Origin of the sequence: Pseudomonas sp. SMSB3 (genome assembly GCF_052041965.1) — a bacterium.
Lineage (GTDB): Bacteria > Pseudomonadota > Gammaproteobacteria > Pseudomonadales > Pseudomonadaceae > Aquipseudomonas.
Genome location: NZ_JBKGGV010000017.1, coordinates 1 through 26,969, shown reverse-complemented (window position 1 = coordinate 26,969; position 26,969 = coordinate 1). Strand labels below are relative to the sequence as shown.

Annotated in this window: 21 protein-coding genes; 10 read left to right on the top strand and 11 right to left on the bottom strand. The window is 63.8% G+C overall.

Going from position 1 to position 26,969, the window contains the following annotated elements; genetic code table 11:
* The first annotated feature begins 249 nt into the window (after positions 1 to 249).
* Together ACLEJW_RS21285 and ACLEJW_RS21280 are read left to right on the top strand one after the other, a co-directional pair.
* A complete protein-coding gene (locus ACLEJW_RS21285; protein ID WP_440778215.1) occupies positions 250 to 3,129 on the top strand; it encodes a ribonucleoside-diphosphate reductase subunit alpha in 2,880 nt (959 codons plus the stop codon).
* A 243-nt stretch (positions 3,130 to 3,372) separates the two neighbouring features.
* Positions 3,373 to 4,626, top strand: a complete 1,254-nt coding sequence (locus tag ACLEJW_RS21280) for a ribonucleotide-diphosphate reductase subunit beta (protein WP_145193246.1) — start codon at positions 3,373 to 3,375, stop codon at positions 4,624 to 4,626.
* 118 nt (positions 4,627 to 4,744) lie between these two features.
* On the opposite strand, the gene ACLEJW_RS21275 is transcribed toward ACLEJW_RS21280, so the two are convergent.
* The 6 genes from ACLEJW_RS21275 to ACLEJW_RS21250 all read right to left on the bottom strand — a co-directional run bounded on the left by ACLEJW_RS21275 (position 4,745) and on the right by ACLEJW_RS21250 (position 12,466).
* Positions 4,745 to 5,536: an IclR family transcriptional regulator gene (locus tag ACLEJW_RS21275; RefSeq protein ID WP_440778214.1), complete on the bottom strand. Its 792-nt coding sequence runs from the start codon at positions 5,534 to 5,536 to the stop codon at positions 4,745 to 4,747.
* 62 nt (positions 5,537 to 5,598) lie between these two features.
* Positions 5,599 to 6,909: an MFS transporter gene (locus tag ACLEJW_RS21270; protein ID WP_440778213.1), complete on the bottom strand. Its 1,311-nt coding sequence runs from the start codon at positions 6,907 to 6,909 to the stop codon at positions 5,599 to 5,601.
* Positions 6,910 to 6,967: 58 nt separating this feature from the next.
* A complete protein-coding gene (gene dgoD, locus ACLEJW_RS21265) occupies positions 6,968 to 8,116 on the bottom strand; it encodes a galactonate dehydratase (protein ID WP_145193240.1) in 1,149 nt (382 codons plus the stop codon).
* A gap of 39 nt (positions 8,117 to 8,155) precedes the next feature.
* Positions 8,156 to 8,776 carry a 2-dehydro-3-deoxy-6-phosphogalactonate aldolase gene (locus ACLEJW_RS21260; RefSeq protein ID WP_313299070.1) on the bottom strand — a complete coding sequence of 207 codons (621 nt, stop codon included), beginning with the start codon at positions 8,774 to 8,776 and terminating at the stop codon, positions 8,156 to 8,158.
* 13 nt (positions 8,777 to 8,789) lie between these two features.
* Positions 8,790 to 9,764, bottom strand: a complete 975-nt coding sequence (locus tag ACLEJW_RS21255; protein WP_440778212.1) for a 2-dehydro-3-deoxygalactonokinase — start codon at positions 9,762 to 9,764, stop codon at positions 8,790 to 8,792.
* 320 nt (positions 9,765 to 10,084) lie between these two features.
* A complete protein-coding gene (locus ACLEJW_RS21250; RefSeq protein ID WP_313299076.1) occupies positions 10,085 to 12,466 on the bottom strand; it encodes a glucose/quinate/shikimate family membrane-bound PQQ-dependent dehydrogenase in 2,382 nt (793 codons plus the stop codon).
* A gap of 312 nt (positions 12,467 to 12,778) precedes the next feature.
* Here ACLEJW_RS21250 and ACLEJW_RS21245 point away from each other — a divergent pair, with 312 nt between their 5' ends.
* From ACLEJW_RS21245 to ACLEJW_RS21210, 8 genes are all read left to right on the top strand, one after another.
* Positions 12,779 to 14,023 (top strand): OprD family porin, encoded by a 1,245-nt coding sequence (locus ACLEJW_RS21245; RefSeq protein WP_313299079.1) that lies wholly within the window; start codon positions 12,779 to 12,781, stop codon positions 14,021 to 14,023.
* Between the two features lie 123 nt (positions 14,024 to 14,146).
* On the top strand, positions 14,147 to 14,953 hold the full coding sequence (locus ACLEJW_RS21240; RefSeq protein WP_145193230.1) for an NAD-dependent epimerase/dehydratase family protein: 807 nt from the start codon (positions 14,147 to 14,149) through the stop codon (positions 14,951 to 14,953).
* Positions 14,954 to 14,977: 24 nt separating this feature from the next.
* Positions 14,978 to 15,853 carry a glucurono-1,5-lactonase gene (locus ACLEJW_RS21235; protein WP_313459602.1) on the top strand — a complete coding sequence of 292 codons (876 nt, stop codon included), beginning with the start codon at positions 14,978 to 14,980 and terminating at the stop codon, positions 15,851 to 15,853.
* Positions 15,854 to 15,916: 63 nt separating this feature from the next.
* Complete coding sequence (locus tag ACLEJW_RS21230) at positions 15,917 to 16,888, top strand: TRAP transporter substrate-binding protein (RefSeq protein WP_145193226.1); 972 nt, start codon at positions 15,917 to 15,919, stop codon at positions 16,886 to 16,888.
* Between the two features lie 67 nt (positions 16,889 to 16,955).
* Positions 16,956 to 17,483 carry a TRAP transporter small permease gene (locus tag ACLEJW_RS21225; protein WP_313299084.1) on the top strand — a complete coding sequence of 176 codons (528 nt, stop codon included), beginning with the start codon at positions 16,956 to 16,958 and terminating at the stop codon, positions 17,481 to 17,483.
* Positions 17,484 to 18,764, top strand: coding sequence for a TRAP transporter large permease (locus tag ACLEJW_RS21220; protein ID WP_145193223.1), 1,281 nt, complete (start codon positions 17,484 to 17,486; stop codon positions 18,762 to 18,764). It abuts the gene before it with no gap.
* Positions 18,765 to 18,822: 58 nt separating this feature from the next.
* A complete protein-coding gene (locus ACLEJW_RS21215) occupies positions 18,823 to 19,743 on the top strand; it encodes an EamA family transporter (RefSeq protein ID WP_440778211.1) in 921 nt (306 codons plus the stop codon).
* Entirely contained in the window at positions 19,743 to 20,612 is an 870-nt protein-coding gene (locus tag ACLEJW_RS21210; protein ID WP_440778210.1) for an aldose 1-epimerase, read from the top strand. The genes ACLEJW_RS21215 and ACLEJW_RS21210 overlap by 1 nt, the downstream gene beginning before the upstream one ends.
* Positions 20,613 to 20,622: 10 nt before the next feature.
* On the opposite strand, the gene ACLEJW_RS21205 is transcribed toward ACLEJW_RS21210, so the two are convergent.
* From ACLEJW_RS21205 to ACLEJW_RS21185, 5 genes are all read right to left on the bottom strand, one after another.
* Positions 20,623 to 21,519: a LysR family transcriptional regulator gene (locus ACLEJW_RS21205; protein WP_440778209.1), complete on the bottom strand. Its 897-nt coding sequence runs from the start codon at positions 21,517 to 21,519 to the stop codon at positions 20,623 to 20,625.
* Positions 21,520 to 21,586: 67 nt separating this feature from the next.
* Complete coding sequence (locus tag ACLEJW_RS21200) at positions 21,587 to 23,599, bottom strand: 2Fe-2S iron-sulfur cluster-binding protein (protein WP_440778208.1); 2,013 nt, start codon at positions 23,597 to 23,599, stop codon at positions 21,587 to 21,589.
* A gap of 25 nt (positions 23,600 to 23,624) precedes the next feature.
* A complete protein-coding gene (locus ACLEJW_RS21195) occupies positions 23,625 to 24,248 on the bottom strand; it encodes a glutathione S-transferase family protein (protein WP_440778207.1) in 624 nt (207 codons plus the stop codon).
* 131 nt (positions 24,249 to 24,379) lie between these two features.
* A complete protein-coding gene (locus ACLEJW_RS21190) occupies positions 24,380 to 24,934 on the bottom strand; it encodes a UPF0149 family protein (protein ID WP_313299098.1) in 555 nt (184 codons plus the stop codon).
* A 151-nt stretch (positions 24,935 to 25,085) separates the two neighbouring features.
* Positions 25,086 to 26,729: an acetolactate synthase large subunit gene (locus tag ACLEJW_RS21185; protein WP_145193208.1), complete on the bottom strand. Its 1,644-nt coding sequence runs from the start codon at positions 26,727 to 26,729 to the stop codon at positions 25,086 to 25,088.
* Between the last annotated feature and the right edge of the window lie 240 nt (positions 26,730 to 26,969).

The window sequence follows — 26,969 nt, the reverse complement described above, 5'->3', positions numbered from 1 at the left end:
CAGCAGCCAAACCGCTCCAGCGGAAGCATTGAGAGCAACAGCTTTTGGGTCAACCCTTGAGCATTTGACTTCGGCCAGGGAGCGGCAGGTTATTGCCCCTTATTCCTGATCTGTCCCGAAGTCGGTACGCCCGAGCGGGCGGATGCGCGTGCATGCCGCATCCCCGCGAAGGTCATCGAGCAAGTGGACGGAACGGTGGGCGCCGAGCGTGGCGCCTGAACACTATTGAAACTGTGGAGACACCCACCCATGCAAACCGACACAACTCGCGAGAGCCAGCAGGCTTTGGCGCCGCAGGCCGCTGAGTCCAACCAGGATCTGGCTGCCACCGCTCCGGGCCAACTGCGTGTGATCAAGCGCAACGGCACTGTCGTCGCCTACACCGACGACAAGATCACCGTGGCCATCACCAAGGCGTTCCTCGCAGTTGAAGGTGGCACCGCCGCCGCCTCGTCGCGCATCCACGACACCGTCGCGCGCCTGACCGAGCAGGTCACTGCCACGTTCAAGCGCCGCATGCCGTCGGGTGGCACCATCCACATCGAAGAAATCCAGGACCAGGTCGAACTGGCCCTGATGCGTGCCGGCGAGCAGAAAGTCGCCCGCGACTACGTGATCTACCGCGAGCAGCGCGCCAAGGAGCGCGCCACCCGGGTCAGCACCGACTCAGTGGTCGAGCCGCACCCAAGCATCCGCATCACCCTGGCCGACGGCAGCCTGGCGCCGCTGGACATGGCGCGCCTGAACACCATCATCAGCGAAGCCTGCGAAGGCCTGGCCGAAGTCGATGGTGACCTGATCCAGCGCGAAACCCTGAAGAACCTGTACGACGGCGTGGCCATCAAGGACGTCAACACCGCCCTGGTGATGACCGCCCGTACCCTGGTCGAGCGTGAGCCGAACTACTCGTTCGTCACCGCCCGCCTGCTGATGGACACCCTGCGCTCCGAAGGCCTGGGTTTCCTCAACGTCGCCGACAGCGCTACTCACCACGAGATGGCCGAGCTGTACGCCAAGGCCCTGCCCGCCTATGTCGCCAAGGGTGTCGAGTTCGAACTGCTGAACCCTGCCCTGGCCGACTTCGACCTGGAAAAGCTGGGCAAGGCGATCAACCACGAGCGCGACCAGCAATTCACCTACCTGGGCCTGCAGACCCTGTACGACCGCTACTTCATCCACAAGGATGGCGTGCGCTTCGAGCTGCCGCAGGTGTTCTTCATGCGGGTGGCCATGGGCCTGGCGCTGGAAGAAAAAGACAAGGAAGCGCGGGCGATCGAGTTCTACAACCTGCTCTCCTCGTTCGACTACATGGCCTCGACGCCGACCCTGTTCAACGCCGGTACCCTGCGCCCGCAGCTGTCGAGCTGCTACCTGACCACCGTGCCGGACGACCTGTCGGGCATCTACCACGCGATCCACGACAACGCCATGCTGTCGAAATTCGCCGGTGGCCTGGGCAACGACTGGACGCCTGTGCGTGCACTGGGCTCCTACATCAAGGGTACCAACGGTAAATCCCAGGGCGTCGTGCCGTTCCTGAAAGTGGTCAACGACACCGCCGTTGCCGTGAACCAGGGTGGCAAGCGCAAGGGCGCGGTGTGTGCCTACCTGGAAACCTGGCACCTGGACATCGAAGAGTTCATCGAGCTGCGCAAGAACACCGGTGATGACCGTCGTCGTACCCACGACATGAACACTGCCAACTGGATCCCTGACCTGTTCATGAAGCGCGTCTTCGATGACGGCAAGTGGACCCTGTTCTCGCCATCGGAAGTGCCTGATCTGCACGACCTGACCGGCAAGGCCTTCGAAGAACGCTACGAGTACTACGAAGCCCTGACCGAGTACAACAAGATCAAGGTGTTCAAGACCATCCAGGCCAAAGACCTGTGGCGCAAGATGTTGTCGATGCTGTTCGAGACCGGCCACCCGTGGCTGACTTTCAAGGACCCGTGCAACCTGCGTTCGCCGCAGCAGCACGTGGGCGTGGTGCATAGCTCGAACCTGTGCACCGAGATCACCTTGAACACCAACAAGGACGAGATCGCGGTCTGCAACCTGGGCTCGATCAACCTGCCGAACCACATCACCGATGGCAAGCTCGACACCGCCAAGCTGCAGCGCACCGTCAACACTGCCGTGCGCATGCTCGACAACGTGATCGACATCAACTACTACTCGGTGCCGCAGGCCCGCAACTCGAACTTCAAGCACCGCCCTGTCGGCCTGGGCATCATGGGCTTCCAGGACGCGCTGTACCTGCAGCACATCCCGTACGGCTCCGACGCCGCCGTGGAGTTCGCCGACAAGTCGATGGAAGCGGTCAGCTACTTCGCCATCCAGGCCTCCTGTGACCTGGCGGACGAGCGCGGCGCCTACGAGACGTTCCAGGGTTCGCTGTGGTCCAAGGGCATCCTGCCGCTGGATTCGCAACAGATCCTGATCGAAGCCCGTGGCCAGAAGTACATCGATGTCGACCTGAACGAGAGCCTGGACTGGGCACCGGTCCGTGCCCGCGTACAGAAAGGTATTCGTAACTCGAACATCATGGCCATCGCGCCAACCGCGACCATCGCCAACATCACTGGCGTGTCGCAGTCGATCGAGCCGACCTACCAGAACCTGTACGTGAAATCGAACCTGTCGGGCGAATTCACCGTGATCAACCCGTACCTGGTCCGCGACCTCAAGGCCCGCGGCCTGTGGGACTCGGTCATGATCAACGACCTGAAGTACTACGACGGTTCGGTGCAGCAGATCGAGCGTATCCCGCAAGAGCTGAAAGACCTGTACGCCACCGCGTTCGAAGTCGAGACCAAGTGGATCGTCGACGCCGCCTCGCGTCGCCAGAAGTGGATCGACCAGGCGCAGTCGCTGAACCTGTACATCGCTGGCGCCTCGGGCAAGAAGCTGGACGTGACCTACCGCATGGCGTGGTACCGTGGTCTGAAGACCACCTACTACCTCCGTGCCCTGGCCGCGACCAGCACCGAGAAGTCGACCATCAACACCGGCAAGCTCAACGCCGTTTCCAGCGGTGGCGACAGCGCCCCGGTCCAGGCAGCGGGCCCCGCGCCAGTGCCGAAGGCCTGCGCGATCGACGAGCCTGACTGCGAAGCCTGCCAGTAAGGCTGGGCCGAGGCTTTCTTCGGGAAGCCTCAACGCGTTTTCCGCATGACTGCGGACCCTGTGGGAGCGGGCTCACCCGCAATGAGGCTGGTACGCCCGCCGCCCCCCACAGCAGACACAATAAGCCGTGGCTGCAAAGCCTCGGCCAGCCCTTCTGGGCACTCCAGATTTGCGTGCAGCGCACCGCAACCAAGATCCACCGGCCATACTCCATAGATGGCCCTCAAGCAGGAGAATCTCACCATGCTGAGCTGGGACGAATTCGACAAAGAAGAAGACGGCGAAATCGCCGCCAAAGGCAACACCCCTGCGCAGGCCAATGCCGCCGCTACCCTCGACAAGCTCGACAGCGCCGGCGGTGCCGCCGCCCTCGAAGCCCGTGCGGCTACCGCTGCTGACTCCGAAGCCGTCAAGCGCGCCAAGGCCGCCCTCGATGCGCTCGACGTCGCCGAGGGCCTGGCCGAACTGGAAGGCTCCGCCGCGCGCGTTGCGGTCGATGAAAAGCGCATGATCAACTGCCGCGCCGACCTCAACCAGCTGGTCCCGTTCAAGTACGACTGGGCCTGGCAGAAGTACCTGGACGGCTGCGCCAACCACTGGATGCCGCAAGAGGTCAACATGACCGCCGACATCGCCCTGTGGAAGAGCATGGACGGCCTGACCGAAGACGAGCGCCGCATCGTCATGCGCAACCTCGGCTTCTTCTCCACCGCCGACTCGCTGGTTGCCAACAACCTGGCCCTGGCCGTGTACCGTCTGATCACCAACCCCGAGTGCCGCCAGTACATCCTGCGCCAGGCCTTCGAAGAGGCGATCCACACCCACGCCTACCAGTACTGCATCGAGTCGCTGGGCATGGATGAAGGCGAGATCTTCAACATGTACCACGAGATCCCGTCGGTGGCGAAAAAGGCCGCTTGGGGCCTGAAGTACACCCGCGCCATCTCCGATCCGGAATTCAACACCGGTACCGTCGAAACCGACAAAGAGCTGCTGCGCAACCTGATCGCCTATTACTGCGTCCTGGAAGGCATCTTCTTCTACTGCGGCTTCACCCAGATCCTGTCGATGGGCCGTCGCAACAAGATGACCGGCGTTGCCGAGCAGTTCCAGTACATCCTGCGTGACGAGTCGATGCACCTGAACTTCGGCATCGATGTGATCAACCAGATCAAGATCGAGAACCCGCACCTGTGGGACGCGGCGATGAAGGAAGAAGCGACCCAGATGATCCTGCAAGGGACCCAGCTGGAGATCGAATACGCCCGCGACACCATGCCACGCGGCGTACTGGGCATGAACGCGGCAATGATGGAGGACTACCTCAAGTTCATCGCCAACCGTCGTCTGACCCAGATTGGCTTGAAGGAAGAGTATCCAGGGACCACCAACCCGTTCCCATGGATGAGCGAGATCATGGACTTGAAGAAAGAGAAGAACTTCTTCGAGACGCGGGTGATCGAGTACCAGACCGGTGGTGCGCTGAGCTGGGACTGAGTGTCCGGGCCAAGCATCGAAAAGGCTGCCATATGGCAGCCTTTTTTGCATTCGGCATTGCGACTTTCTTGCGCAGGTGAAATCGAGCGCCCCACCCACGACGCATCGCGAGCGGCGCTCAGGTCTTCAGGCCAAGTTCTGCCGACAGTCTGAGAGCCACATCCTGGATCACCGGGATCAGTGCGCGCATCTTTTCTTCCGACATGTACGGCACGGTACTGGCCACACTGATCCCGGCGACGATCCGCCGGCTGGCGTCGCGCACCGGCGCGGCTACGCAGCGGATCGACGGTTCGTTGTCTTCCAGGTCAAATGCGTAGCCGCCCGCCACATACTCGGCCATGCGTTGCTCGAACTGCGCCCAGGTCTGCTCGGTATGCTGCGGCCAGAACGCGCTCTTGCCGCCCGCCGGCAGGCTGGTTTCATACAAGCGCTGCCACTCGGCCGGGGTATCGTCGAGCATCAGCGCCTTGCCGATGCCGGTGCGCGCCAGCGGCATGCGATGGCCGACCCGCGAGCGCATTTCCGGGCCGTTGCGCCCGGGGGTCTTGTGCAGGTACAGCACCTCGTCCCCTTCGCGGATGGCCAGGTGGATGGTGTCACCGGTCATCGCCGAAAGCTCGTCCAGATAAGGGCCGGCCAGGGTCACCAGCGCAAGCTCTTCACGGGCCTGGAAGCCGAGTTCGATCAGCTTGGGGCCGAGCAGATAGCCGACCTGCGGCACCACACGCAGGTAGCGCTCTTCGACCAGGCAGCTGGCCAGCCGGTGGGTCGTGCTGCGGGTCGTGCCGATGTGCCGGGCGATGTCCTTGAGGTCGCGCGCGCCGGCGGCCACGGCCTGCACCACGGCCAGGCCGCGGAGCAGGGTCTGGGTGCCGGTAGGGGCGGTTTTTGCGGGGTCTTCCTGCATGGGCAGCCTGTACCGTTGAGCAAAAATGGGCGGGCGCCATTATGGTCGCCCGCAGGGCGCCGCTACAACTCGATACGCTCGACCTTGCCGACCAACAAGATGTAGGACAGCGCGCCGATCAACGCCAAGGCGGCGATGTAGGTGATCGCCGGGGCGAAGGAGTCGCCGCTGGCGAGTACGCCGATGACGATGGGCGTGACGATCGCCGAGAGGTTGCCGATGAAGTTGAACACCCCTCCGGTCAGGCCGAGCAAGCGCGCAGGCGCCAGGGTCGAAACCAGCGACCAGGTGATCGATGCCAGGCCGTTGCCGAAGAATGCGAGCGCCAGGAACGCGATCACCAGCGGCGTGGATTCGACGAAGTTGGCGCCGATGATCGCGGTGGAAATCAACAAACCGCTGATGATCGGCAGCTTGCGGGCGAAGCCGACACTGGCGCCGCGGCGGATCAACCAGTCGGAAAATACGCCTGAACACAGCACCCCGACGAAGGCTGCGAGAAACGGCAGCGACGCCAACAGGCCGGACTTGATGAAATCCATGCCGCGGTACTTGACCAGGTAGGTGGGGAACCAGGTGAGGAAGAACCACAAGGTCGAGTTCAGGCAGAACTGCCCCAGGTAGATGCCCCACAACTTGCGTTTGCTCAGCACGATACCCAGGTCCAGCCAGCTGAAGCGGGCCTTGGCCTGGCTCTGCTCGCGCTGCATGTCCACCAGCCCTCCGCCCTCGCGGATCAGCTCGATCTCCGCTGGGTTGGCGCCCTTGAAATCACGCGGCTCGCGGTACACCGCGTACCAGATCACACCCCACAGGATGCCCACTGCGCCGGTGGCGACGAACACCATGTGCCAGCCGAAGGCATGCTGCAGCCAGGCCAGCACCGGCGTTAGAAAAGCCAGGCCGACGAACTGGCCGGAGGTGTAGAAGCCAATGGCCGTGGCCCGTTCGCGCTCGGGGAACCAGGTGGTGACCACCCGGCTGTTGATCGGGTAGGCCGGGGCTTCCAGCGCCCCCACCGCCATGCGCAGGACGAACAGGGCGATGAAGCTCGAGACGAATCCGAGCATCACGGTGGCCAACGACCACAGCACCAGCGCTGCGCTGTAAAGGATACGCGGCGGGACCCGATCGACCAGCCAGCCGCCTGGAATCTGCATGGCCGCGTAGGTCCAGCCGAACGCCGAGAACACCAGGCCGACGTGAATCGGGTCGATGCCCAGCTCACTGGTCAACGCCGGTGCCGCGATCGACAGGTTGCTGCGGTCGAGGTAGTTGATCACCACCGTGATGAACAGCAGCAGCATGATGAAAAAACGCTTGCGGCTGGGCGCCACCAGGGCGGCCTGCCCAGTGAGGGTGTGCGGGTGCATGGGACGTGCCTCTTGTTATGTTTATTGAGGTCGGTGCAACACGGTCAGGGCGCAGACATCACCATTCGGCGAAGCTGCCGTCGGCATGCCGCCAGATCGGATTGCGCCAGCGGTGGCCGATGGCGGCGCGCTCGATCACATAGTCCTCGTTGATCTCGATGCCCAGGCCCGGGCCATTGGGGATCTTCACCATGCCCTGCTCGTAGTCGAACACGCCGGGGTCGCGCACGTAGTCGAGCAGGTCGTTGCTTTCGTTGTAATGAATACCCAGGCTCTGCTCCTGGATGAACGCGTTGTAGCAAGCCGCGTCGAGTTGCAGGCAGGCGGCCAGGGCGATCGGCCCCAAGGGGCAATGCAGGGCCAGCGCCACGTCGTAGGCCTCGGCCATGTTGGCGATCTTGCGGGTTTCGGTGATGCCGCCAGCGTGGGAAGCATCCGGTTGGATGATGTCCACGTAGCCTTCGCTGAGCACGCGCTTGAAGTCCCAGCGCGAAAACAGCCGCTCGCCCAGGGCGATCGGCGTGCTGGTCAGCGGCGCCAGCTCTTTTAGCGCTTCATAGTTTTCGCTGAGCACCGGTTCTTCGATGAACATCAGCTTGAACGGGTCGAGCTCCTTCATCAGCACCTTGGCCATGGGCTTGTGCACCCGGCCGTGGAAATCGACGCCGATGCCGACGTTCGGCCCCACCGCATCGCGTACCGCCGCGACATTGGCCAAGGCCTGGTCGACCTTGGCGAAGGTGTCGAGGAATTGCAGCTCCTCGGTGCCGTTCATCTTCACCGCAGTGAACCCCCGCGCTACCGCCTCTTGCGCGGCCCGGGCGGTATCGGCCGGGCGATCACCACCGATCCACGAATAGACGCGGATCTTGTCGCGAACCTGGCCGCCGAGCAGGTCGCTGACCGACACGCCCAGGGCCTTGCCCTTGATATCCCACAACGCTTGGTCGATGCCGGCCAAGGCGCTCATGTGCACGGCGCCGCCCCGGTAGAAGCCGCCGCGGTAGAGCACCGTCCAGATGTCTTCGATGTTGCGCGGGTCCTTGCCGATCAGGTAGTCGGCCAGCTCCTCGACGGCGGCGGCGACCGTGTGCGCCCGCCCTTCGACCACCGGTTCGCCCCAGCCGCTCACGCCCTGGTCGGTTTCAATCTTGAGGAAGCACCAGCGCGGCGGAACGATGAAGGTGGTCAACTTGGTAATTTTCATCTGCTTGTCTCTCTTGTTGGGGTGCAGCGTCGGGCGGGATCAGCTCAGGGCATGCCAAGCGGTCACGTACGCCTTGGCAGTGGCGGCGACCTGCTCGGGCGTCATGCCTGGCTTGTACAGGCCGGAGCCAAGGCCGAAGCCTCTGGCGCCAGCGGCATGGAAGTGCTGGAGGTTGTCGGGGGTCACGCCGCCCACCGGCGCCAGCACGGTGCCGGCCGGCAGCACGGCGAGCCACGCCTTGACCACTGCCGGGCCCATCTGCTCGGCGGGGAATAGCTTGAGCACGTCGGCGCCTTCGGCCAGCGCGGCAAAGGCTTCGGTGGGCGTGGCGACACCCGGCGCCAGGTACAGGCCCGCTGCCTTGGCCGCGCGCAATACCTGGGCATCGCCATGGGGCATGACGATCAGTTGCCCGCCCGCCTGCTTGACCTGCTCGACCTGTGCGGCGCTCAGCACGGTGCCGGCGCCGATCAGGCAATCGGCGGGCAAGCAGTTGCGCAGCGTGCGAATGCTGTCCAGGGGCGCGGGGGAATTGAGCGGGACTTCGATGATGCGAAAACCTGCGTCATACAGGGCTTGACCGATCGACGCCGCTTCGTGCGGCTGCAGGCCGCGCAGGATCGCGATCAGGCCATTGTGCGCCAGTGCTTGTTCGAGCATGTCGGGACTCCTTTCAGGTGGGTTGGATCAGGCCCGCGGCCACTGCCAGTTGCCACAGGCCACGTTCGGTGGCGTGCGCGGCCACGCTGACACGGCCGAAGCCGCAGGCCTGCAGGGCACGGCAGTAGCGGGTGCACAGCGGGCCATTGCCGATCAGCAGCACGGCCGGCAACGGCGCGCCAGGGCGGCGCTGACGCTGCAGCTGGGCCAGGGCGGCGAGCTCATGGCCAATCAACAGCCCAGAGAGGTAATCAGCCTGGGCTGCGCCGCTGAGTGCGCCCGTCAGGCCCAAGGTGCGGGCGCTGAACAGGGTCGACAACGGGCCGCTGTTGCCCTCGGCCGACTGCGCGACCTGCACGCCGCGGTCGAACGCCGCCGCATCGAACGCGCCGCCGCGCTGCTGGGTACGGCCAAGGATGCTGTGTTCGCTGAGCACGGCGAACACCTCGCCGGTCATGAAGGTGTCGAACTGCACGATGCACCCGTCGGCCACCTGCACCCACTTCGAATGGCTGCCTGGCAGGCCGATCAGCACATCGTCGTCGGGCAGCTCGGCAAGTGCGCCGAGCACTTGGGTTTCTTCACCGCGCATGACGTTGGGCAGCGCCGAGCGTTGCATCACCCCAGGCACGATGTGTACGTCGACGCCGCACACGCTGCGCAGCGTCTGCAGGGCAGCGCCGAGGCTGGCGACGTTGGCCGGGGTGTCGCGGTAGGTCGCCTCGCGCCAGCCCTGGGCGCTGCCGACCATGCCGCAGGCGATCACCGGCAGGGCCGGGTCGGCCGCCAGCCAGTCAGCGCAGGCCTGCGCGAAGGCCAGTTCGAAACCATCGCTGCACAGCGTGCCGTTGATCAGCCGTGGGGTGCTGGGCAGTTGCATGATGCCGTGCGGCGAGGCGCGAGATTCCAGCACCTGGCCAGCGGCGGCGAGTTTGTAGGCACGCAGGGAGGTGGTTCCCCAGTCGAGCGCGATCAATTGCGCTTGCATCGCTTCACCTGTTTTGTTTTTGGCAGTGAGTGCGGGCGACTATAAACCTGAAGAGCGGAAAATTCCAATATGTAAAATTCTATCCCACATATAGGGACTAGAAGAAAGGAGGTACGCCGACCCTGGTCGGTACTGACCGGGATCCAAGGAATGCTTTGATGAAGGGCTTGGGAGGATGGACGTGTGGGAGCGGCCGCGTGTGGCGAAGGGGGTGCGTAGCGTCCCCAGGATTCCAGCTGATAGCTCGAATTGCTGGGGACGCTACGGGGCCTTTCGCGACACGAGGCCGCTCCCACACGGGCCGCGTCAGGTCGCGGGGCTTACTCAGGCAACGCGAAGGCCATGACGTAGTCGCCCATCTTGGTGCCGAGCGAGCCGTGGCCGCCGGCCATCACCAGCACGTACTGGCGGCCGTCCTTGCCGGTGTAGGTCATCGGCGTGGTCTGCGCGCCTGCCGGCAGGCGCCCCTCCCACAGCACCTTGCCATCGCGCACGTCATACGCCCGCAGGTACTGATCCAGAGTGCCGCTGAGGAACGCCAGGCCACTGGCGGTGGTGAAGCTGCCGCCCAGGCTTGGCACGCCCATGGTCAGCGGGATCGGCACTGGCGAGCTGTCGCGCACGGTGCCGTTCTTGTGCTTCCAGATCACCTTGTGCGTGGTCAGGTCCACGGCGGCCACATAGCCCCATGACGGCGCCTGGCATGGCAAGCCCATCGGCGACAGGAAGGCGCTCATGATCACACCATACGGCGCGCCCTTGTTTGGCTGAATGCCTTCGGTTTCGCTCTTGCGTGCCGGCTGGCCGGCAATCTTGGCCGCCGGTACCAACTGCGACTTGAAAGCCATGTAGCTGGGGTTGACGAAAGCGATCTGGCGCACTGGATCGACCGAGATACCGCCCCAGTCGAACACCCCGAAGTTGCCCGGGTACACCAGCGAGCCCTGCAACGACGGCGGCGTGTAGATGCCCTCATAGCGCAGCGAGCGGAAGTCGATACGGCAGAGCAACTGATCGAACGGGGTCACGCCCCACATGTCATGCTCGCGCAAGGTCGGCGGCATGAAGTTGAGCGCGGACATCGGCTGGGTTGGCGAAGTGTGGTCACCCTCGACCGCACCTTGCGGTACCGGCGTCTCCTTGATCGGTACCAGGGGCTGGCCATTGCTGCGGTCCAGCACGTAGATGCTGCCCTGCTTGGTCGAGGCCATCAGCGCCGGCTTGACGCCATCGGCTGTCTTGATATCGATCAGGCTCGGCTGGCCGCCGACGTCCATGTCCCACAGGTCGTGGTGGGTGAATTGGTAGTTCCAGCGGACCTGGCCGGTGGCGACGTCCAGCGCCACCACACCGGCGCTGTACTTCTCCGATTCTGGCGTGCGGTTGCCGCCCCACTGGTCAGGCATCTGGTTGCCCATCGGCAGGTAGAGCATGCCCAGCTTTTCGTCGACGCTGATCACCGACCACATGTTCGGCGAGTTGCGTGTGTAAAACTGGCCCTCGGCAATCGGCGCGGTGGCGTCCGGGTTGCCGCTGTCCCAGTTCCACACCAGTTTGCCGGTGATGGCGTCATAGGCACGAATCACGCCCGAGGGCTCGTCGGTCGAGACGTTGTCGGTGACGTGGCCACCGAGGATCACCAGGCCGCCGGCAATCGCCGGTGGCGAGGTCGAGTAGTAGCCCCCGGCGGCGAAGGTGCCGATGTTGCGGGTCAGGTCGATCTGGCCGTTGTCGCCGAAACCTTCACATTGCTTGCCGGTATCGGCATCCAGGGCGATCAGACGGGTGTCGGCGGTAGGTACGTAGATACGCTTGGCGCAGGCCTGTCCGGTGGCCGCACTGGCTTGGGCCTGGGCGGTGTCGAAATAGGCCACGCCGCGACAGGTCATGTGCGCCCAGCCCTTGAAGTTATCGGCGTTCTGGGTGCTCAACTTGGGATCGAATCGCCACAGTTCCTTGCCGCTGTCCGGATCGAGGGCGATCACCTGGCTGTGCGGGGTGCACACATACAACTTGTCGTTGACCTTGAGCGGGGTGTTTTCCGCCGTGGTTTCAGCCGGGTCGTTAGGGCCAGGCAGGTCGCCGGTGCGGTAGGTCCAGGCCGGCTTGAGGGTGCCGACGTTCTCTGGGGTGATCTGCTTGAGCGGCGAGTAGCGGTCGCCGAAGGCGGTGCGGCCATAGGCCTGCCAGTCGCCATCGGGCATCGGCGGCGCGGCGCTGTCGGTCCCTGCGGTGTCGCGGTCCAGGCGACCCACAATGGTATTGGGGTTGGTGAACTGGCTGGCCACGGCCATCAGCCCCGCCACCGCCACGCCCGCTGCCAGCACACCCGTGCCAAGCGGGTAAGGTTGGCCTACGGTCAGTGGCTTGCGCAGCCAGGGCAGCAGCAACACCACACCCAGGACGAACCACAGGGCCAGGCGCGGCACCAGTTGCCACCAGTCCAACCCGACTTCCATCAATGACCACAGTGAGCTCAGCAGCAGCACGATGCCATAGACGCTCAGCGCTTCGCGGCGTTGGCCCCACAGCAGGCCACCGGTGATCAGCAGGCCGACGCCGGCCAGCAGGTAATACAGCGAACCACCCAGGGTCGCCAGTTTGATGCCGCCCGCCAGCAGGGCCAGGCCCATCAGCGCGAACAGCACGCCCAATAGCCTGGGTAACAGGCGCGGGGGTTGTGAAGCACGGGTAGAGCTCATGCGCGAAATCTCCGTATCCATGGGACTGAAACGATTAGCCGTTCAGAGACCAAGAATAGTATTACGAAATGATTCCGCGACTCATTGAGTAATCGCGTCAAACCCTTTGCACTAATCGTAACAATCCGCTGCTGTCATCGTATGACCGTACTCAACAGCTAACGCGCGAAGTAGAGCCTTCGCTAGAAAAGATTCACTTGACACCTTGCTTAGCTGGATATTTCTCACGTTGACAGGGGTTTTTGCACTTGATAAAAACGCCGAGGTTGTACGACAACGCATAACAAAAACAATAGAAAATGGACGCATCCCATGTCGAAAATCTGCCAGACCTCCCTCTCCTACGCGCTGTTCGGCGTCAGCCTGCTCAGTGCCGTGCCTGGCGTTGGTGCTGCACAAGGTTTCATCGAAGACAGCAAAGCCGTCCTGGGGCTGCGCAACTTCTACATCAATCGCAACTTTACCAACCCCGCCAACCCGCAAAGCAAAGCCGAGGAATGGACCCAGAGCTTCATCCTCGACGCCCGCTCAGGCTTCACCCAAGGCCCGGTCGGGTTCGGCGTGGATGTACTGGGCCTATGGTCGGTCAAGCTCGATGGCGGTGGCGGCACCTATGGCACCGCGCTGCTGCCGCGCCACGACGACGGACGCCCTGCCGATGACTACGGGCGCCTGGCCGTCGCCGGCAAGGCGCGCATCTCCAAGACCGAACTGAAGATCGGCGAGTGGATGCCAGTGCTGCCGATCCTGCGCTCTGACGATGGCCGCTCGTTGCCGCAGACCTTCCGGGGCGGGCAGATCACCTCCAACGAGATTGCCGGGCTGACCTTGTATGGCGGCCAGTTCCGCGGCAACAGCCCGCGCAACGATGCGAGCATGGACGACATGAGCTACGCCGGCGCCTTGTCGGATCGGTTCAATTTCGTGGGCGGCGAGTACAAGTTCAACCAGGAGCGCACGCTGGTGGGCCTGTGGAATGCGGTGCTCAAGGATGTGTATCAGCAGCAGTACCTGCAGTTGAACCACATTCAACCGGCTGGCGCCTGGACCTTGGGCGCCAACCTCGGTTACTTCCAGGGCGATGACGACGGCTCGCAGCGCGCCGGCAAGCTGGACAACAAGACCTACTCCGGAATGTTCTCCGCCAAATACGGCGGCAACACGTTCTGGATCGGCTTGCAGAAGGTCGACGGCGACACCTGGATGCGGGTCAACGGCACCAGCGGCGGCACCTTGGCCAACGACAGCTACAACGCAAGCTTCGACAACGCCAACGAACGCTCCTGGCAGGTGCGCCATGACTACAACTTCGTGGCCCTGGGCATCCCCGGCCTGACCCTGATGAACCGCTACATCAGCGGCCGCGATGTGCACACCGCAGCGGTCAGCGACGGCAAGGAGTGGGTGCGTGAATCGGAGTTGGCCTATGTCATCCAGAGCGGGGCGTTCAAGGACTTGAGTGTGAAGTGGCGCAACTCGAGCATTCGCCGCAGCTTCAGCAACAACGAGTTCGATGAGAACCGCTTGATCTTCAACTATCCGCTGTCGTTGCTGTGAGCCGATGGGCAATCTGGGCAAGCGCTCGCTACCGACATGCAGCATTGACAAGCATGGAATAGGCTGTCGATAATTGCCCAAGTCATACGACAACTTACAACAATTAACAATAAGTAGACCGACATGACCAAAACCCCCTTTAAGCGCCTGCTGCTCACCGGAGCGGCAGGCGGCCTGGGCAAGGTTCTACGCCAGCGCCTGAGCGACTGTGCCGAAGTCCTGCGCCTTTCCGACATCGCGCCGATGGCCCCTGCTGCCGGCCCTCACGAAGAAGTGGTCCGCTGCGACCTGGCCGATAAAGCGGCAGTCCACGCCTTGGTCGAAGGTGTCGATGCCATCGTGCATTTTGGCGGGGTGTCCACCGAGCACGCCTTCGAAGACATCCTCGGGCCGAACATCTGTGGCGTGTTCCATATCTACGAAGCGGCGCGCAAGCATGGCGTCAAGCGCGTGGTCTTCGCCAGTTCCAATCATGTGATCGGCTTCTACCGTCAGGATCAGCGCATCGACGCGCACGCCTTGCGCCGCCCCGACAGCTATTACGGCCTGTCCAAATGCTACGGCGAAGACGTCGCCAGCTTCTATTTCGATCGCTATGGCATCGAAACCGTCAGCCTGCGCATTGGCTCATCCTTCGAGCAGCCACAGAATCCGCGCATGCTCTGCACCTGGCTGAGCTACGACGACCTCAGCCAATTGATCGAGCGCAGCCTGTTCACCCCTGACGTCGGTCACACCGTGGTCTACGGCGCTTCCGACAATGCCACGGTGTGGTGGGACAACCGCTACGCGGCCCACTTGGGTTACCAACCCAAGGACACCTCCGAGGTGTTTCGCGCCGCGGTAGAGGCCAAGCCTGCGCCCGCTGCGCAAGACCCCAGCATGGTCTATCAGGGCGGCGCCTTCGTCGCAGCTGGCCCGTTCAACTGACCCGCACGGCCAGGAGGCCTGAGCATGCACTGCGAACTGATCGTCGACGCCCGCAATGGCACAGGCGAAAGCCCTGTGTGGCACCCCGCCGAGCAGGCCCTGTACTGGGTCGATATTCCAGCGCGCCAGCTGCACCGGTGGCACGGCGGCAAGCACCAGCGCTGGCAGGGTGAGCAGATGCTGGCCTGCATCGCGCGCGCTGCGAACGGCTGGTTGGCCGGCATGGAAGATGGCATCTACCAGGTCCGCGCCGAGGCCGATGGCAGCCTGCACAGTCGTCTGATTGCGGCAGTCGAGCACGGGCAACCGGGCATGCGCTTCAACGACGGCCGCTGTGATCGCCAAGGGCGTTTCTGGGCCGGCAGCATGCTCATGGACATGCAACAAGGCGCGCATGTCGGGGCGCTGTATCGGGTCGAAGGCGAAGGCCGCTTGCACCGCCAGCTCAAGGACATGATCGTGCCCAATGGCCTGGCCTTCAGCCCTGACGGCACGCGCATGTACCTGTCCGACTCGCACCCTGCTGTGCAGAAGATCTGGGCCTTCGACTATGACATCGACAGCGCCACGCCCCACAACCAGCGGCTGTTCGTCGACATGCGCGCGTTTCCCGGGCGCCCCGACGGCGCGGCCATCGACACCGACGGCTGCTATTGGATCTGCGGCAACGATGCCGGGCAGATTCACCGTTTCACCCCGGATGGACGCCTGGACCGCTCGCTCACGGTGCCGGTGAAGAAACCGGCCATGTGCGCCTTCGGCGGCGCCAACCTAGACACTTTGTTCGTCACCTCCATTCGCCCAGCCGACAGCGACCTTGCCGACCAGCCCCTGGCGGGCGGTGTGTTCGCCCTGCGCCCGGGCGCCCAAGGCCTGGAGGAACCTGCCTGGCGCGGCTGAAGCGCCCTGTTTTACCTGCCACTGACACGCGAAACCAGATAATAAAAACCACGGAGTTTCACCATGACCTTCAAACGCAAGCTGCTTCTTGCCGTACTCCCGTTCGCTTTCAGCCTGTCGATGCCAGCCTCGGCGCTGGACATCAAGTTCGCCGAAATTCACCCGGCCGGTTACCCGACCGTGGTCGCCGAACAGAACATGGGCAAGAAGCTCGAACAGGCCAGCAACGGTGACATCACCTTCAAGATGTTCCCCGGTGGCGTATTGGGCTCGGAAAAAGAGGTGATCGAGCAGGCGCAGATCGGTGCCGTGCAGATGACCCGGGTCAGCCTGGGCATCGTCGGCCCGGTGGTGCCGGATGTGAACGTGTTCAACATGCCGTTCGTGTTCCGCGACCATGCGCACATGCGCAAGATCATCGACGGCGAGATCGGCCAGGAGATCCTCGACAAGATCACCCATTCCGAATTCAACCTGGTGGCGCTGGCCTGGATGGATGGCGGCTCGCGCAGCCTGTACACGAAAAAGCCGGTGCGCAGCCTCGCAGACCTCAAGGGCATGAAGATCCGCGTACAGGGCAACCCGCTGTTCATCGACATGATGAACGCCATGGGCGGCAACGGTATCGCCATGGACACCGGCGAGATCTTCAGCGCCCTGCAGACCGGGGTGATCGACGGCGCCGAGAACAACCCGCCGACCCTGCTCGAGCATAACCACTACCAGAGCGCCAAGTACTTCACCTTGACCAACCATCTGATCCTGCCCGAGCCTGTGGTGATGTCCAAGACCACCTGGAACAAGCTCAGCGCCGATCAACAGGCGCTGGTGAAGAAGGTCGCCCGCGAAGCGCAGATGGAAGAGCGCGCGCTGTGGGATGCCAAGTCCGCCGCCAGTGAAGAGAAGCTCAAGGCGGCCGGCGTCGAGTTCATCGCCGTCGACACCAAGCCCTTCTATGACGCCACCGCCCCGGTGCGCGAGAAATACGGTGCGCAATACGCCGACCTGATGAAGCGTATCGACGCCGTTCAGTAACGCCGGCCCCCTTCCAAGAAGACCGCGGCAGCGCGACGCCCGTCGCCCTGCCGCTCTGGTGATGCCTATGAAAATGCTGTTCCTGCGCGTCAACGACACGCTCTACCGCGCCTGTATCTGGGTCGCCGGGCTGTCGATCCTGACCATGACGCTGATCATTCCCTGGGGCATCTTCGCCCGCTACGTCCTGGGTACCGGCTCCAGCTGGCCGGAGCCGGTGTCGATCCTGCTGATGGTGCTGTTCACCTTCATCGGCGCCGCCGCCAGTTACCGTGCCGGCGCGCACATGGCGGTGGCGATGGTCACCGATCGCATGCCCGAACCCACCCGGCGCCTGGTGGCGGTATTGACCCAACTGCTGATGGTCGGGGTGTGCCTGTTCATGACCTGGTATGGCTTCAAGCTGTGCGCCACCACCTGGAATCAGTACATGGCCTCGCTGCCGAGCATGCGCGTGGGCATGAGCTACGCGCCCATCCCGGTGGGCGGCCTGCTGACGTTGATTTTCGTGCTGGAAAAACTCCTGCTGGGCGATCAGAGCCAGCGCAGGGTCGTGCGCTTCGATCTGGTGGAAGAAAACGAGGGGGCGGCATAAATGGATGCATTGATTCTGTTGGGCAGTTTCGTCGCCCTGATCCTGCTCGGCATGCCGGTGGCCTATGCCCTGGGGCTGTCCGCGCTGATTGGCGCCTGGTACATCGACATCCCGCTGCAGGCGATGATGATCCAGGTGGCCAGCGGCGTTAACAAATTCTCGTTGTTGGCCATCCCGTTCTTCGTCCTGGCCGGGGCGATCATGGCCGAAGGCGGCATGTCGCGGCGCCTGGTCGCCTTCGCCGGAGTGCTGGTGGGTTTCGTGCGCGGTGGCCTGTCGCTGGTCAACATCACCGCTTCGACCTTCTTCGGGGCGATTTCCGGTTCTTCGGTCGCTGACACGGCGTCGGTCGGCTCGGTGCTGATCCCGGAGATGGAACGCAAGGGCTACCCCCGCGAGTTTTCCACGGCGGTCACCGTCAGCGGCTCGGTACAGGCGTTGCTGACCCCGCCGAGCCACAACTCGGTGCTCTACTCGCTCGCCGCTGGCGGCACCGTATCGATTGCCTCGCTGTTCATGGCCGGGGTGATGCCAGGGCTGTTGCTCAGCGCGGTGATGATGGGCCTGTGCCTGATCTTCGCCAAGAAGCGCAACTACCCCAAGGGCGAGGTGATTCCGCTGCGCCAGGCACTGAAGATCGCCGGGGAAGCGCTGTGGGGGCTGATGGCCATGGTCATCATCCTCGGCGGCATTCTTTCGGGGGTGTTCACGGCGACTGAATCGGCGGCGGTAGCCGTGGTGTGGTCGTTCTTCGTGACCATGTTCATCTACCGCGACTACAAGTGGCGCGACCTGCCCAAACTGATGCACCGCACCGTACGGACGATCTCGATCGTGATGATCCTGATCGCCTTCGCAGCCAGCTTCGGCTACGTCATGACCCTGATGCAGATCCCGTCGAAGATCACCACGGCGTTCCTGACCTTCTCGGATAACCGCTATGTGATCCTGATGTGCATCAACTTCATGCTCCTGCTGTTGGGCACGGTCATGGACATGGCGCCGCTGATCCTGATCCTGACGCCGATCCTGCTACCGGTGATCACCGGCATCGGCGTGGACCCGGTGCACTTCGGCATGATCATGCTGGTCAACCTGGGCATCGGGCTGATCACCCCGCCGGTGGGCGCGGTGCTGTTCGTCGGCTCGGCCATCGGCAAGGTCAGCATCGAGGCCACGGTGAAGGCGCTGCTGCCATTCTACGTGGCGCTGTTCCTGGTGTTGATGGCAGTGACCTACATCCCGGCGATCTCGCTATGGCTGCCTAGCATGGTGTTGTAATTCCAGTGACCGGGGCCGCCCGTGCGGCCCTGCGTTGCGCTGCAAACGGATCCTGCACATGGCTGTTTCCTCTTCTGCTGCCCCCCTGTTCCCGCGCAAGCTGGCCATCGCCCTGCTGGCGCTGCTGGCCTGCTCGTTCGCCGGCAACCACATCGCCGCACGCATCGCCTTTGACGATGAAACCGGCGTGCTGCTGGCGATTTTGTGCCGCTCCGGTATTACCCTGCTGGTGTTGGCCAGCCTGGTGCTGTGGCAACGCCAACCGTTGGGCCTGCCCGCCGGCAGCGGCGGCTGGCAATTGCTCCTGGGCCTGCTGATCGCCACCCAGAGCCTGTGTCTGTACTCGGCCGTGGCGCGCATCCCGGTAGCCCTGGCCCTGTTGGTGGGCAATACCTTCCCGATGCTGCTGGCGCTGTTGACCTGGGCCCTGGGGGGCGCCCGGCCGAGCGCACGTACCCTGCTGTGCATGGGCTTGATCCTGTGTGGCCTGGTGCTGGCACTGGATGTGCCGGCGCGCCTGGGCGACGGTGGCGATGGCAATCCGCACTGGGCGCTGGGCATCGGCCTGGCCTTTGGCGCGGCGTGCGTGTTCGCCTGCGCCTTGTGGATCACCGATCACAAGCTGGCAGCGGTGCGCGGCCCGGTGCGCAGCTTGCTGACCCTGCTGATCGTCTTCGTCAGCATGCTGCTGGCAGGCCTGAGCGGGGTCATGCCGGCTGGCTTGTCGCCGCCGGCCAGCAGCAGCGGCTGGATGGCCCTGGGCAGCCTGGTGGTGTTGTATGGCGTCGCCTTCACCTTGCTGTTCGTCTGCGTGCCGCGCCTGAACATGGCGCAGAACGCACCGGTGATGAATGTCGAGCCCATCGCCACCCTGCTGCTGGGCTGGGCGCTGTTGGGCCAGCAACTGAGCGGCCTGCAGCTGCTCGGCGGCGCCGTGGTGGTGTGCGGTATCGTCCTGCTGACCTATCGGAGGCCGTGATGAGTGTGCCGTTGCTGCATCTGCAAGATCAGCTGAGCGAATTGACCATTGCGCCGAGCCTTGGTGCCAGCCTGGTCAACTGGCGGCTCAAGGCCAGCGGCCAGGCATTGCTGCGCCCGACGGATGCCGCCGCGCTGGCCAGCGGCAACCCGCGGCAGCTGGGCTGTTATCCGCTGGCCCCGTGGTCGAACCGAATCGCCCATGGCGGTTTCGAGTGTCCGGGGGGCTGGTTGGCCCTGCAGGCCAACAGCGCGCACGATCCCTACCCGATTCACGGCAGTGCCTGGCAACAAGCCTGGCAAGTGCAGCAGTGCAGCGTCGACCGCGCGCGACTGTGCCTGGTCAGCACGCTGCCCTTCGCCTATCAGGCGACGCTGGATGTGCAGTTGCACGGCGGGTGCCTGAGCTTGGCCCTGCAGGTGATCCACCAAGGGCCCATGCCAACCTGGTACGGCCTGGGCCTGCACCCGTATTTTCCGCGCTTGCCCGATACGCGCTTACAGGTTGGCGCCGACAGCGTCTGGCTCGCCGACGACGATGGCCTGCCAACCCGTCAGGCCGCGCTGCCGGAGCCGTGGAACTTCGGCGACGGCGCCGCGCTTCCCGGCACCTTGGTCGATCACGCGTTCAGCGGCTGGGCCGGAGACTGCGTGATCGAGCAACCGACGGCAGGCTATCGCTTGCGCTGTCGCGCCAGCGGCGCCGAGCACTTCATGTTGTACTGCCCACCGCAGCAGGCGTTCTTCTGCTTCGAGCCGGTGAGTCATCCGGTCAATGCCCATCACCTGCCGCAGCGCCCGGGCCTGCGCTTGCTGGAAACCGGCCAGGCGACCGGCTTGAGCTGGCACATGCAGTATCAGGCGCTGTGAATCGGGGCGCTCAGTCCAGCTGACGGGCATGCAGATCTGCCGCCAGCATATCGATGAAGGTACGGACCTTGGCCGAACCATGCTTGCTCTCGCGGTGCAGGATGTGGATCGGCCAGGGCGCCTCCTCGTACTGGGCCAGAACCACCTGCAACTGACCGCTGGCCAGCTCGTCGACCACCTGGTACGACAGCAACCGGGCGATGCCCAGGCCGCCGACGGCAGCGGCGATCGCGCCGTCGTTACTGGTCACGGTCAGCCGCGGCTGCATGCGCACGGTAGTGGCGTCATCGGCCAGGCCGAAGCGCCAGCCGGCACGCGGTGACAGGTTGCTGGTGGCGATGACGTCGTGGGCCGGCAGCTCGCCCGGGTGCTGCGGCTCGCCCCTGCGCGCCAGGTACTCGGGCGCTGCGCACAACATGCGCCGTACCCGGCCGACGCGCAGCGCCTTGAGGCCCGAGTCCGGCAGCGGACCGATGCGCACTGCCACGTCCATGCCCTCCTCGACCATGTTCACCACGCGGTCGAGGAAGTACGCCGACACATCGACCTCGGGATACTGCTTCAGGTAACGCACCATGCACGGCATGACGAACTTCTTGCCGAACAGGATCGGCGCGGTGACGGCCAACTCACCCTTGAGCGTGGCGTTGATTCCGGCGGCCGCTTCGTTGGCCTCATGGATGCGGGCAAGGATGTGCCGAGTGTCTTCGAGGTAGCGGCTGCCGGCGTCGGTCAGGCGGACGTGGCGCGTGGTGCGCAGCAGCAGCCTGACTCCCAGTTGCGCTTCCAGGGCGCTGACGGCGCGGGTCACGGCTGCTGGCGAGAGGTCCAGGCTGCGCGCTGCGGCGGCAAAGCTCTCCAGCTCGCCAACCGCCACGAAAACCTTCATCAGGTGGATCTGATCCATGCGCATTCCAGGCCGTCGACAAGGTGCAGGGATTATCGGCTATCTGGCCGGCTTTTGCTGACCGACCTCAGAGCTGCAGCACCAGGGCTTCTGCCGGCACCGCGCAGCAGATCAATGCGCTGCCCGGCTCGGGCATTTGCGCAGGCGGGTTGGGGTAATGCACCTGCCCTTGCAACACCTTGGTCGTGCAGGTGCCGCAAGAGCCGCCCCGGCAGCTGAATGGCGGCGACAGCCCCCGCGCCTCGGCCAGCTCCAGCAGGCTGCCGTCACCGGGGGTCCAGCGCGCCTCCTTGGCCGAGTCGGCGAACATTACCGCTACGGCTTCACTGGCCGCTGGCGGCTGTTGCAGCGTGGGTTGCGGGTCATCGCCATGGCGGCGCAAGGTCGACGGTCCGAACGCTTCGGCATGAATACGGGCATCGGGCACATGCACCGCGCGCAAACCTTCGTACAAGTCCTGGGTGAAGCTTGCCGGCCCGCACAGGTAGAAATCGTAGTCATCCAGCCTAAGCGCCGCCTTGACGTGCTCGATGCCGAGACGCCCTGCGTGTTGGTAGTCGTGGCCTGGCACATCGTCGGCCTGCGGCTGGCTCAGGGATCGGTGCACGGTAAGCTGGCCTTGGGCGTTGCGCAGAAGGCTCGCCAATTCCTGTTGAAACGGCAGGTCAGCGAGGCTACGGGCGCCATGGAACAGATGGATGCGCCGGCCTTGCCCACTGGCCAGCAGTTCATGCAGCATAGCCATCAACGGCGTAATGCCCACCCCAGCGCCGATCAGCACGATGGGCCGTTCGCTGCTGCTGTCGAGGGTGAAAGTGCCCACCGGTGCCCGTACTTGCAGGCTGTCGCCGACCTTGATCTGCGCATGCAGGTAGCGCGACGCCGGCCCCTGGGCTTTGACGCTGATGCGCAGATACCCGTCAGAGGGGGCCGATGACAAGCTATAGGTGCGGATCAGCGGTGCGCTGCCCGCCTGAGGGATGCGCACCGGGATGTGTTGACCCGGCAAGAACGTCACCGGGCCGTCGGCAGCCAGGTAGTAGGAGCGGATATCGCGGCTTTCCTGCTCGACCCGCTCGACTCGCCAGTCTCGCCACTGACCTCGTTGGTCGCGTTGTTGCAGCCGTAGCTCGGCTTCAGACCAGGTTCCGGTGTGCAGGCTGGTTGGTGCATATTCCTGAAAGGCCCAGCGCAGGCCGAGGGCGGCGCGACGGAGCACCACCTGCTCGATGTCCAGCGTCCACAGACGCTCGGCGCCTTCGAAGGCGTTGATCAGCGGGCTTTGCAGAATCACCTCGGTGCGCCCGCTGACTTGCAGGACATCGCCGGTGGCGAAGTCAACGAACAGCAGCCCCGCCACTGGGTTCTCCAGCAGATTGCCCAGGGTGTTGAAGTGCAGGTTGCCGGCGTAGTCGGGAATGCTCAGGCGGTTGCCCTCGACCCTGACGAAGCCCGGCCGGCCGCCGCGGTGCGAGACATCCACCGCGCGCTGACCGCCTGGCTGATCGACATAGCTGGCAACGAACAAGGTGTCGGCATTGTTGATCATCGCGGTGGTGTATGCATCCAAGGTCGATGCATCGATTCGCGGCTGCGGCTGCGCCTGGACGCGGGTGTACTCGCGCAGCTGGATGTACTGCGGGCAATTGCCGAATGACTGCTCGACCACGACCTCGAGCCGACCATCCGCTGCCTGACCGATCAGGCCATTGAGGCGATTGCGGCGCCGCGTATGCAGTTCGATGCCCAGCAGGCCGATGGCCTGCCCGCTCGTCAGGCCGGCGCCGGCGGGGTCATCGTCGCGCGCTCGCGCATCGATCAGCAGGTGCCGAGGATCGGGCGAGCTGACAAAGCCTTCGGCGCCCTCAAGCAGCGTCGCCCAGGGTGAGCCGCTGGCATCAACGGCGCCGGCGACGATGAACGGCAGTTGCGCGTAGAAAGTCCGGTGCTGCTCGGGCATATGGTCGCGGATGACCTTCTGCCCGAAGGCTTGCATGCGCTCCAAAACACCCACCTGTGCTTGCAGGCGGCGTTCACCGGCATGCCAGGGTGAGGGACGTTGCTCAAGGGGTTCGGTCATGGCGGCAGTCCTCGTGTGGGGCAACTCAGAGACTGGTTTGCAGGCCTACGACAGTGCGTGGCATGGCGACGAAGCCGGGCAATGCCTCGATCCGCGATAACCAGGCGCGCACGTTCGGGTAAGGTTGCAGCGACACATTGCCCTCCGGTGCGTGAGCGGTGTACGAGTAATTGGCGACATCGGCGATGGTTGGCTGGTCGCCGGCCAGAAAGACGGAGGTGGCCAGCGCTGCATCCATCACCTTGAGCAGGCTGTGCGCGCGGCCGATCACTTCATCACTGTTGAACGAGGCGCCGAACACCGTGATCAGGCGCGCTGCGGCGGGGCCAAAGGCCAGCGGCCCGGCGGCAACCGAGAGCCAACGTTGAACCCTGGCTGCGGCGATTGGCGCATGCGGCAACCACTGGCCGGTCTTGTCGTAAGTGCCTGCAAGGTAGACCAGAATGGCATTGGAGTCGGCGATCACGGTGCCGTCATCATCGATGACCGGCACTTGGCCGAACGGGTTGATGGCAAGAAACTGCGCTTGCTTGTGTTCACCCTTGGCCAGGTCGACCACTATCGGTTCGGTGGGCAGCTGCAGCAGCGACAGCATCAGTTCGATGCGGTGGGCATGGCCGGACTTGGGGAAGGTGTAGAGTTTGATCATGGCTGAGGCTCCGGTGGTGACACCTTGCGGTGTCGGGTGGAGCCCATCGTGCGCCGATATGCCTGGCAGCAGAATCAGCGCAGCGGGGAAACCATAATTTCGCCAGGCGAAATAATGCTGCGGGTTGAAGGTCAAGCCGACGGTTGTTTGTGAAAACGGTACAAGGCACGGGCTGCCTTGACGATGCGTGGTGCGTAAGCCTGGTGTTCGTCGAAGCTCAATGCATCGAGCAACTCGAAGTTGTCCTCCAGCCCATGCAGGGAAATGTCCTTGAGCAGCGCATCCTGCTCTGCCGGCAACGCCTGCCAGCCTGCCAGCTGAGTGCCGCGCATGTAGCCGAAGCACCATTCTTCCATGATGATGGTCGGAGCCTCGTCATTGGTGCTCTGCTCGAAGATGGGCTCGAAGTGATCGAGGTCGTAGGCCAGGTCTTCGGTGACTTCGTTGGCGAAGCGCAGCAGCAGTGCCGTGTAAGCCTCGGCGTGGGCTGGCCGCTTGAATTTGGGCACCTTGCCGCCGGCGACCACGGGCAACCATTTTTCCGGAATGACGTTGACCGGGGAGCTCGCCAGGGCCGTGAGAAAACCGTGCAACTCTGCGAGGTTGAGTACCGAGTAGTCGTTGCCATAGGTGATCAGCAGATCTTCTAGGCGATCGAGTTCTTTGTCGCTGAGGGCGGGGAGCATGAGCGGGCATCCTGGATGACGATTTGCCTGCACCCTAGCACAGCGATGCCAGGCCTGAGGCAATACTTTGCTTGGGCAAAAACAATTGCCGGCCCGCCAGCTCCCAGGCAATGTCTGGGAGCTGACGGGCCGGCGATGAGGACGTCAGGCGTTAAACGGCCAGCGCGCGCTCACGCAGCTCGCTGTTGAGAATGCGGTCGTTCTCGCTGTAGTCGACCGGGCAGTCGATCACGTGCACGCCGGGGGTCCTGATGCAGTGCTCGAGCAGCGGCAGGAACGCTTCGGCGCTTTCTACGCGGTGGCCATTGGCACCGTAGGCTTCGGCATATTTGACGAAGTCCGGGTTGCCATAGTCCAGGCCGAAATCGGTGAAGCCCATGTTGGCCTGCTTCCAGCGGATCATGCCGTAGCCATCGTCACGCAGGATCACCACGGTGATGTGCATGCCAAGGCGCACTGCCGTTTCCAGCTCCTGGCTGTTCATCATGAAGCCGCCGTCGCCGCACACCGAGATCACCGGGCGATCCGGGTACACCAGGTGCGCCGCCATGGCCGATGGCAAGCCGGCGCCCATGGTCGCCAGGGCGTTGTCCAGCAGCACGGTGTTGGGCTTGTGCGCCTTGTAGTTACGGGCGAACCAGATCTTGTAGATGCCGTTGTCCAAGGCAACGATGCCCTCGGAGGGCAGTACGCGACGGATGTCGGCGACCATGCGCTGCGGGTAGACCGGGAAGCGGTCGTCGTCGCCGCCTTCGGCGATTTGCGCTTCGTTGGCTTCACGAATCGCCATCAAGCGGCTGAAGTCCCAATGCGCGGTATCACCGAGTTGTTCGCTGATCTGCCACACGGCGTTGGCGATGTCGCCGATCACTTCGACCTGTGGGAAGTACACGGCATCGACTTCGGCGGAGCGGAAGCTGATGTGGATGACTTCGGTACCGCCACGGACCATGAAGAACGGCGGCTTCTCGATCACGTCGTGACCGATGTTGATGATCAGGTCGGCGGCTTCGATGGCGCGGTGTACGAAGTCGCCCGACGACAGTGCAGCGTTGCCCAGGAAGCGCGGATGACGCTCGTCGACCACCCCTTTACCCATCTGGGTGGTGACGAACGGGATGCCGGTCTTGTCGATCAGCTGCTTGAGCACCTTGGCGGTCATCTTGCGGTTGGCACCGGCGCCGATTACCAGGATCGGGCTGCGGGCCTTTTGCAGTTTTTCTACAGCGGCTTCGATGGCCACGTGCTCGGCCAGCGGGCGACGGTGCAGGCTGCGCGGGATCGGCAGGGCGTCGGTCTGCTCGGCGGCGATGTCTTCCGGCAGTTCCAGGTGCACGGCGCCCGGCTTTTCTTCTTCGGCCAGGCGGAACGCTTCACGCATGCGGGCCGGAATGTTGTCGGCCGAAGCGAACTGGTGGGTGTACTTGGTGATGGGGTCCATCATGCCGCACACGTCAATGATCTGGAAACGGCCTTGCTTGGACTTCTTGATCGGTTTCTGGCCGGTGATCATCATCATCGGCATGCCGCCGAGATAGGCATAGGCACTGGCGGTCACCAGGTTGGTCGCGCCAGGGCCCAAGGTCGACAGGCTGACGCCGGTCTTGCCGGTCAGACGGCCATAGGTGGCAGCCATGAAACCCGCCGATTGCTCGTGACGGGTCAGGACCAGCTTGATCTTCGACTTGCGCAGGGATTCCAGCAGGTCGAGGTTTTCCTCACCGGGAATGCCGAACACATACTCGACACCTTCGTTTTCCAGGCATTGCACAACGACATCGGCGGCCTTGGCCATCTTGCTTGTAACCTCAAGTGATCGGACAGTGGAAGTCCAGAAATGCGCAGCACGGTACGCTGGCATCGCTCGGTTCGGGGGCCAGGATTGCCCCGAACTAAAGTCTTGACGCAGCCTAGGCGCGAACAAGTCACGTCAACGGGCGAGAAATATTGTCGCACCGCGGCTGCAGCAGGAACAGGCGGTTACAGGCAAAACACCTTTGATGGCAGCAGCGAGATCGCGGTTTTTTTGTGCAGG

Bases quoted from the DNA above. Each gene is read 5' to 3' on its own strand.
- ACLEJW_RS21285 (WP_440778215.1), top strand. From the start codon at position 250: ATGCAAACCGACACAACTCGCGAGAGCCAGCAGGCTTTGGCGCCGCAG.
- ACLEJW_RS21280 (WP_145193246.1), top strand. From the start codon at position 3,373: ATGCTGAGCTGGGACGAATTCGACAAAGAAGAAGACGGCGAAATCGCC.
- ACLEJW_RS21275 (WP_440778214.1), bottom strand. From the start codon at position 5,536: ATGCAGGAAGACCCCGCAAAAACCGCCCCTACCGGCACCCAGACCCTG.
- ACLEJW_RS21270 (WP_440778213.1), bottom strand. From the start codon at position 6,909: ATGCACCCGCACACCCTCACTGGGCAGGCCGCCCTGGTGGCGCCCAGC.
- dgoD (WP_145193240.1), bottom strand. From the start codon at position 8,116: ATGAAAATTACCAAGTTGACCACCTTCATCGTTCCGCCGCGCTGGTGC.
- ACLEJW_RS21260 (WP_313299070.1), bottom strand. From the start codon at position 8,776: ATGCTCGAACAAGCACTGGCGCACAATGGCCTGATCGCGATCCTGCGC.
- ACLEJW_RS21255 (WP_440778212.1), bottom strand. From the start codon at position 9,764: ATGCAAGCGCAATTGATCGCGCTCGACTGGGGAACCACCTCCCTGCGT.
- ACLEJW_RS21250 (WP_313299076.1), bottom strand. From the start codon at position 12,466: ATGAGCTCTACCCGTGCTTCACAACCCCCGCGCCTGTTACCCAGGCTA.
- ACLEJW_RS21245 (WP_313299079.1), top strand. From the start codon at position 12,779: ATGTCGAAAATCTGCCAGACCTCCCTCTCCTACGCGCTGTTCGGCGTC.
- ACLEJW_RS21240 (WP_145193230.1), top strand. From the start codon at position 14,147: ATGACCAAAACCCCCTTTAAGCGCCTGCTGCTCACCGGAGCGGCAGGC.
- ACLEJW_RS21235 (WP_313459602.1), top strand. From the start codon at position 14,978: ATGCACTGCGAACTGATCGTCGACGCCCGCAATGGCACAGGCGAAAGC.
- ACLEJW_RS21230 (WP_145193226.1), top strand. From the start codon at position 15,917: ATGACCTTCAAACGCAAGCTGCTTCTTGCCGTACTCCCGTTCGCTTTC.
- ACLEJW_RS21225 (WP_313299084.1), top strand. From the start codon at position 16,956: ATGAAAATGCTGTTCCTGCGCGTCAACGACACGCTCTACCGCGCCTGT.
- ACLEJW_RS21220 (WP_145193223.1), top strand. From the start codon at position 17,484: ATGGATGCATTGATTCTGTTGGGCAGTTTCGTCGCCCTGATCCTGCTC.
- ACLEJW_RS21215 (WP_440778211.1), top strand. From the start codon at position 18,823: ATGGCTGTTTCCTCTTCTGCTGCCCCCCTGTTCCCGCGCAAGCTGGCC.
- ACLEJW_RS21210 (WP_440778210.1), top strand. From the start codon at position 19,743: ATGAGTGTGCCGTTGCTGCATCTGCAAGATCAGCTGAGCGAATTGACC.
- ACLEJW_RS21205 (WP_440778209.1), bottom strand. From the start codon at position 21,519: ATGGATCAGATCCACCTGATGAAGGTTTTCGTGGCGGTTGGCGAGCTG.
- ACLEJW_RS21200 (WP_440778208.1), bottom strand. From the start codon at position 23,599: ATGACCGAACCCCTTGAGCAACGTCCCTCACCCTGGCATGCCGGTGAA.
- ACLEJW_RS21195 (WP_440778207.1), bottom strand. From the start codon at position 24,248: ATGATCAAACTCTACACCTTCCCCAAGTCCGGCCATGCCCACCGCATC.
- ACLEJW_RS21190 (WP_313299098.1), bottom strand. From the start codon at position 24,934: ATGCTCCCCGCCCTCAGCGACAAAGAACTCGATCGCCTAGAAGATCTG.
- ACLEJW_RS21185 (WP_145193208.1), bottom strand. From the start codon at position 26,729: ATGGCCAAGGCCGCCGATGTCGTTGTGCAATGCCTGGAAAACGAAGGT.